Origin of the sequence: Neobacillus drentensis (assembly GCF_036962765.1) — a bacterium.
Lineage (GTDB): Bacteria > Bacillota > Bacilli > Bacillales > Cytobacillaceae > Neobacillus > Neobacillus drentensis_C.
Genome location: NZ_JBALOS010000275.1, coordinates 1,308 through 8,602 on the forward strand (window position 1 = coordinate 1,308; position 7,295 = coordinate 8,602).

General features: G+C 37.7%; 6 protein-coding genes. All 6 read left to right on the forward strand.

From position 1 onward, the window contains the following. The first annotated feature begins 111 nt into the window (after window positions 1-111). The gene (locus V7137_RS26455) at window positions 112-996 is read left to right on the forward strand and encodes a branched-chain amino acid ABC transporter permease (protein WP_218346165.1); all 885 of its coding nucleotides are present in this window, start codon (window positions 112-114) and stop codon (window positions 994-996) included. Between the two features lie 4 nt (window positions 997-1,000). Further along, window positions 1,001-1,978: a branched-chain amino acid ABC transporter permease gene (locus V7137_RS26460; protein ID WP_335700831.1), complete on the forward strand. Its 978-nt coding sequence runs from the start codon at window positions 1,001-1,003 to the stop codon at window positions 1,976-1,978. Continuing rightward, on the forward strand, window positions 1,950-2,723 hold the full coding sequence (locus tag V7137_RS26465) for an ABC transporter ATP-binding protein (protein ID WP_335700832.1): 774 nt from the start codon (window positions 1,950-1,952) through the stop codon (window positions 2,721-2,723). The genes V7137_RS26460 and V7137_RS26465 overlap by 29 nt, the downstream gene beginning before the upstream one ends. After that, window positions 2,716-3,426 (forward strand): ABC transporter ATP-binding protein, encoded by a 711-nt coding sequence (locus V7137_RS26470; RefSeq protein ID WP_218346162.1) that lies wholly within the window; start codon window positions 2,716-2,718, stop codon window positions 3,424-3,426. The genes V7137_RS26465 and V7137_RS26470 overlap by 8 nt, the downstream gene beginning before the upstream one ends. Before the next feature lie 488 nt (window positions 3,427-3,914). Further along, window positions 3,915-4,481: a hypothetical protein gene (locus V7137_RS26475; protein ID WP_335700833.1), complete on the forward strand. Its 567-nt coding sequence runs from the start codon at window positions 3,915-3,917 to the stop codon at window positions 4,479-4,481. 146 nt (window positions 4,482-4,627) lie between these two features. Then, a complete protein-coding gene (locus V7137_RS26480; RefSeq protein WP_335700834.1) occupies window positions 4,628-6,985 on the forward strand; it encodes a putative bifunctional diguanylate cyclase/phosphodiesterase in 2,358 nt (785 codons plus the stop codon). The last annotated feature ends 310 nt before the right edge of the window (window positions 6,986-7,295 follow it).

The following is a 7,295-nucleotide window of genomic DNA, read 5'->3' on the forward strand; positions in this document are numbered from 1 at the left end:
ATGCCACGAAGCATCAAGTAATACGGGTTGATGAACGTATACGAAAAACAACAATTTATGCGGAAATAGCCTTTGAATAAAATAAAATTCGCAGTTAAAGGGTGAGATGTCTTGCTATTAGAGCAGCTAATTAATGGTATTACACTGGGAAGCATCTATGCAATCGTTGCCCTTGGATTCACGCTTGTTTTCGGGGTTCTAGGGATCATTAATATGGCCCATGGTGAAATCTTTATGTTCGGTGCTTTTATTGGAGTAATTGTAACAAGTACGTTGGGGCTGCCACTTTGGGTGGCATTTGTTGCCGCAATCATTGTAACGATTATTTTAGGATATATGCTTGAGCGCTTTGCTTTACGCCCACTTCGGGGGAAGCAAGGCGTCTCACACCTTGCTCCATTAATAAGTACCATTGGCGTATCTATTTTACTTGAAAATCTTTCGCATCATCTATTCGGAGCAGGGAATCATCCTTTCAGTAATGCATTTTCTGAGATCCATTTTAAAATTGGTTCCATAACTGTTTATCTTGTTCAAATTTTAATTTTTGCCATTTCCGTTATCTTAATGATGTCGCTTTCGTATTGGCTTTCAAAAACAAAAGCAGGGAAAGCTCTCCGTGCTACAGCAGAAAATTTAGAAACGGCCAGTATCCTTGGAGTAAATACCAAACGCATCATTACTTTAACGGTCATTATTGCATCTGCAATGGGAGGAATCGCTGGAATTCTAGTTGGTATGGCGTTTAATTCTGTTAATCCGCAGATGGGATTATCGATGGGGCTTAAAGGTCTAGCCATTATTATTTTAGGTGGAATGGGTAATGTGAAAGGTGCAATGGCTGGAGGATTGATTCTTGGATTGGCTGAAACGTTTATTGTTGCTTACGGAGATTCAGGATATCGTGACGCCATTGCATTTATAACAATCATTTTTATCCTTTTATTAAGGCCACAAGGGTTATTTGGCCAAAAGACATCTGAGGCGGGGCGGTGATGTTATGCTCGGAGAATTAATCAATCCATACTACTTACAAGTCGCTTCATTTATCATGATCAATATTATTCTCGGCTTAAGCATATACATTACTCTTTCTTCTGGACAACTCTCATTAGGAAATGCCGGGTTTATGGGGATTGGAGCATATACATCTGCATTGCTCACCATCAACTATGATGTTCCGATTATCATTGGAATCATTGCGGGTGCATTAGTTGCAGGGATATGCGGTATTCTTATTGGAATTCCTTCTCTTAGATTAACAGGTGTTTATCTGGCAATTGCCACATTGGGTTTTGGTGAAGTAATCCGTGTATTCTTTGTTAACTGGGAATCACTAACTAATGGTGCAGTAGGTATTTCTGGTATACCTCATATAGGAAGAGAGCTATTTAGGTTTTTTAAAGAAGCTGGTTTTGATCCAGACATGATTGGTTTAAAGAATAATCAATTTGTTTATTTATTGGTACTCATCCTCTTAGTGGTCATTGACATTCTATTAGTATGGTTTTTGATTAGACAAAAAAATTCCCGTGTTGGACGAGCTTTTGCATCGATTAAAATGGATGAGAAAGCCGCAGAGGCAATGGGAATTAATATTACATACTATAAAGTTTTGTCCTTTACTCAGGGCGCTGTTCTATCCGGTTTTGCGGGAGCTTTATTTGCTCATGTTATGGCCTATATTAGCCCAGCTGATTTCTCTTATCACCGCGCTGTTGAGATCCTTATCTTTGCTGTATTCGGCGGTAGTGAAGTAATCTGGGGTGCTATTTTTGGAGCAACATTTATGACGATGATGCCTGAGGTTTTAAGGTTTATCAGTGAATATCGCTATGTCATTTATGGTCTCATTTTAATTTTAATGATGGCATTCCGTCCTCAAGGACTTATTGATGTTTCGATCTTGCAGTGGTTAAAGCTTAAGGTGCCAAAAAGGGGGAGCAGTCATGGTTCTAAATATAAAAAACATCAGTAAAAACTTTGGCGGCATTTCTGCTTTAACCGATGTATCGTTTTCTGTTAATGAAGGTGAGATCTTCGGTTTAATTGGTCCTAATGGAGCAGGGAAGACGACGATGTTTAATGTCATTACAAACATGTTTCCTCCGACGTCTGGGGAGATTAGCTTTTTTGAAGATAAAATTACTGGGATTAAGCCCCATAAAATTACTGATAAGGGTATTTGTCGAACGTTTCAAAATATCCGTCTCTTCTCCCAAATGACGGCTCTGGAAAATGTTTTAGTTGGGGGACATTCCCAAAGTAAATCAGGCGTTTTTAGTGGTGTTTTTCGAACAAAGTCGCAGCGCGATGAAGAAGAAAGGTTACGTGTAACGGCAAAAGAGCTCCTAGAACTGGTAGGTTTATCAATCTACGAAGATGCTATCGCAGAAAATTTAGCCTATGGCCAGCAAAGAAGACTTGAAATTGCAAGAGCTTTAGCCAGTGATCCTAAGCTTTTATTGTTAGATGAGCCTGCGGCAGGGATGAATGAAACCGAAACGGACGACTTGTTCTATTTAATTAAAAAAGTACAAGAAAGAGGCATAACAGTACTTTTAATTGAACATGACATGCCGCTTGTCATGAAGCTGTGTGACAGAATGACAGTTTTAAACTTCGGAAAAAAACTTGCAGAAGGCACACCTGAGGAAATTCAAAATAATCCAGCTGTTATTGAAGCTTACCTCGGCCGAGAGGAGGAGGATTATATTGCTTAAAGTAACTGGAATCGAGACGTATTACGGAAAAATACAGGCACTAAAAGGAATTAGTCTTGACGTGGAACAGGGTAAAATTGTAACCATACTGGGAGCAAACGGAGCCGGAAAAACGACTACAATGAAGACAATCGCCGGTTTAATCAAGCCAAAGAAGGGGACCGTTGAATTCTTAGGAGAGGACGTTACAGGGCTAAGACCAGACCAGCTTGTAGCAAAAGGGATATCTCTTGTACCAGAAGGAAGAGCTATATTATCTAGTATGACAGTTATAGAAAACCTTGAAATGGGAGCATACCAGCGAAACGATAAAGAAGTTGAAAAAGATATTGAAGAGGTTATGAAGCACTTTCCAATTTTAAAAGAAAGAAAGGATCAGCTTGGTGGAACCCTTTCCGGAGGACAGCAGCAAATGCTCGCCATTGCAAGGGCCATACTTTCACGGCCCAAACTATTGTTGCTGGATGAGCCTTCAATGGGACTAGCCCCTTTAATCGTAGCGGATATTTTTAAGATAATCAGAGAGATAAAAGATGCAGGAACGACGGTACTTCTAGTCGAGCAAAATGCAAAACAAGCTCTGAAAATCGCCGACTATGGTTATGTTATGGAAACTGGAAAAGTAATTATCAAGGGAAAGGCAGAAGACCTTTTAGTAGATCCGAGAATTGTAGAAGCGTATCTTGGAAGAAGATCAGGTTAGTTAGGATTTTGGGCTCTGACCCCCACTTGATTACAAAATATTTATAAATCGATTAGAAATGTGGAATTCGTAAGTTGGGAGAATGGGCGATATCAAAAAAGCTTCTAGTGTGGACTAGAGGCTTTTCGCTTTTTACATATTTAAATTGTCAATATCATCATATTTTTTACAAATATTGTCTAAAGCACAAAACCTCTGGATTTTGGCACAAAACCTACTTAAAATTGCACAAAAGCATGTTAAAATCGCATAAAACCCAAGGGAAATGGCACAAAAACCCTCCCAAAAATGCACAAATCAAAATTTTTTGATACAAAGAGCCTTCATAAAAACATGAAAACCTCCCAGCTCTTATTTCTGTAAATTAATAGACAAATTTTGATAGGAAATGGATGATAATTTCTTGAACCATCTAGCCGTTCTATTCCATATACAGGTATAATAGACAAATTAAGAGTGTCGAAATTTGTCTGAACTCAGGAGGAACCATGTATCTAAAAGTAGATTCTTTAGCATTGCTTAATAGTTTTAATCAAATATGGATGGAATGTTGGCTGGAGAAAGGATATGTTTTGGAAAATGAAAGTGGTGTATCCAATCGTTACATCATCACGGATGAGAAAGATCAAAGAGTAGGAACAATTGAATTTAAGCCTTATTCTCTCGATTTGCAAAATAATATTAATACCGTATTCCCGTTTCAAGAAATAGAAGAAATTGCGGTCACTCCTCATTCAGTTATTGAAATCGATAAGGTAGCCATCTTAAAACAATATCGTGGGAAAAATTTAGATCGATTATTATCGTTGTTTGTTCATTATTCAGAGAAACATCAGATTTCTCATTGTGTGGTTCTGCTCGAAAGAATGTTCTACAAAGCACTGAGAAATGTATACAAAATACCATTGCAGGCGGTGGGGGAAAAAATTTATTATAAAGGAGATTATGTCATCCCTGCGATTATTTATCCGCAAAAAATCTATCAAAATAAGAAAAATTATAGATGGATTTTGAATGACACACAAACACAAAAGAGAAAACTTATCTTTACGTAAGGCTATTTTCGCATAGATTTTTGTTTTTCGTATAAGTTCATCAACCCCGTATAACTAGATGCTTCGTGGCATCTTTTCGTAAGAACATTTGCGAAAATTGNNGTTTACGAAAAGAGCCTTACGTAAAAACACGATTGGAGAACCACATGTTTAGTCTTAAAACAAAAAAGTTTGCCTATTCTTTTATCTTTGTTTTTATCGTTACGAACGTCCTTTGGAATATGATTTTCCAGCATAAACAAGCTTTTTTAGATTGGGGCGGTATCAGTTTTCAAATGATTGCTTGCCTTACCTCTGTTGCCTGGCTTATGAATACCTTTTTCAAACATAAGGGAAGAGCTAAAAGTTTTTGGTTAATGCTTGGCTTGGGGATTCTTAGTTATCTAATCGGAACGTTAATTTGGACCTTTTATGAATTTATACTGAAGGCCAAAGGCGAAGCGCATACCCTGCCGGGGATCTTTTGGATCTGTCAAAATGGCTTCTACTTTATTGCCCTGCTCGTCCTTATGAATGAAATCAGAAGTCATTTGTTAACGATACGGTTTTTCTTAGATATGTTAATCGTTATGTCTGTAGCGACGACCTTTAATTGGATATTCATTATGAATCCATTGATTAATCATAAATCGATGCTTGAATTTAATCTCACAGAAATCATGTATCCAATCCTAGACCTGGGTGTCCTTGTAGGTGTATTATGCTTTTATGCGGCACAAAATAGGATGTTTAACAAACCGACTTCTTTTCTGTTGATTTCTGGATTTCTCATTCAGATTATTGCCGATTCCATCTTTTCCTATTTAAAAGTAATGAAAATATACTCAGTTGGTAGTGTAAATGAACCATTATGGATCCTGTCCATTTTATTAATTGGCTTGTCAGGAATTTATCATGTACCCACTGTTGCTAAAGATACGCACGTCATAAAGCCCAAAAAAGGGATGCTTATTCGGCACAGTATTCCCTATTTAAGTGTTCTGTTTCTTTCTATTTACGTTATCTCCTCTCTTTATAAAACTCATCCCATTGTTGTGGGCCTGTTCTTTTGTATTTTATTAGTAATCTTAAGGCAATTATTCACATTATTAGAGAATGATAAATTAGTATATGATTTAAATCAACTAAATGAAGATTTGGAATTAAAGGTAAAAGAGCGAACAGATAAGTTAGTAGAAACGGTCAATTCAATGGAACATCTTGCCTACCATGATGTTGTAACAGGGTTGCCTAATCGCCGATTTATGGAAAAAAGAGTCTCCCTTGCGATTGACAATAAAACAGGAAAACGAAAAATTGCCTTTATGCTGCTTGATTTGGATCGTTTCAAACATATTAATGATAGTCTGGGACATTCTTATGGGGATCTTTTGCTAAAAGAAGTGGGGAAAAGACTGGTAGAATGTCTCAAACCAAACGAAGTGGTGTGCCGATTTGGCGGAGACGAGTATGCATTATTAATTGAAAATACGTCCATTCAAGCCATCGAAAGAAAGGCCTTACGAATTTTAACTGCTTTGCGAGAAACGTTTACAATCGAGGGCTTTGAGCTCCATATTACTCCGAGCATTGGGATCTCCCTTTTTCCTGACCATGGACATGATTTTGAGGCGTTATTGATGAAAGCCGATACAGCTATGTATAAGGTAAAGGAAAAAGGCAAGAATCATTATATGATTTATAGTGGTTCTATGAGTATGGAACCGATGATGGAGTTAGAAAGCTCGATCAGGAAGGGTATTGAACGGAATGAATTCTTACTTTATTACCAGCCGCAAATCTCCCTTAATACGAATGAAATTGTAGGGGTAGAAGCATTGCTTCGTTGGGACAAACCCAGCTATGGAATGGTGCCGCCAGCGAAATTTATTCCTTTGTGCGAGGACACGGGTTTAATCGTGCCGCTTGGAGAAAAAGTTTTATTAGAAGCTTGTAAGCAATCTGTTGCATGGAGGGAAAAGGGGATTTCTGATTTAAGAATTGCCGTTAATATCTCTTCCTTGCAATTTCAAGATAATGATTTTATTGAGTCGGTTGCAAAAATTATTAAAGAAACAAGGGCTAACCCAAATGATATCGAATTAGAAATCACAGAAAGTATTGCGATGGGCTCGATTGAGAAAACACTCGCGAAATTATCTTTCTTAAAACAAATGGGTTTTCAAATTGCGATGGATGATTTTGGAACAGGATATTCCTCACTCCATTACTTAAGCCAATTTCCAATCGACCGCCTAAAGATCGACCGTTCGTTTATTTCTTCATTAGAGAAGAGCGAGAAGGATGCGGCAATTGTAAGGTTGATTGTTATGATGGCGAAAGGCCTGAACTTCCAGGTTTTAGCTGAAGGGGTAGAAGAAGAATCTCAAAAGGCATTTCTGGATGACATTAGATGTGATGAATTCCAAGGCTACCTATTTAGCCGTCCATTGTCTGTCGAGGAATGTGAGCAGTTAATTTTACATCAAAAACAAGGGGCAGACCCTTGTTTTGTTAATGCATAGTGGTGAAGTGAGACGAGGGGCGTTTGCTCTTTGTCTCTTTTTTATTCTGTTCGGGCCAAAAGCTACTTAATACCTACGAAAATCGTCAAATAGTCCAATAATTTTACATAATTCAGAAGAATGTTGTAAAAAGGTACTATTTAGACAATAATGAAAGTGGAAAAGATTGCTTTTTTGTAGGAAAAGATATATTTTGGTTTGAAGATTAGTAGAAAAATAGGGGGAATTACGTCGACAAATAGAGATGGGGGTGCTTGGAGACGTACGAAGTAATGACTAGAACTTAACCTGAAGGCTATGTTAAAGCATA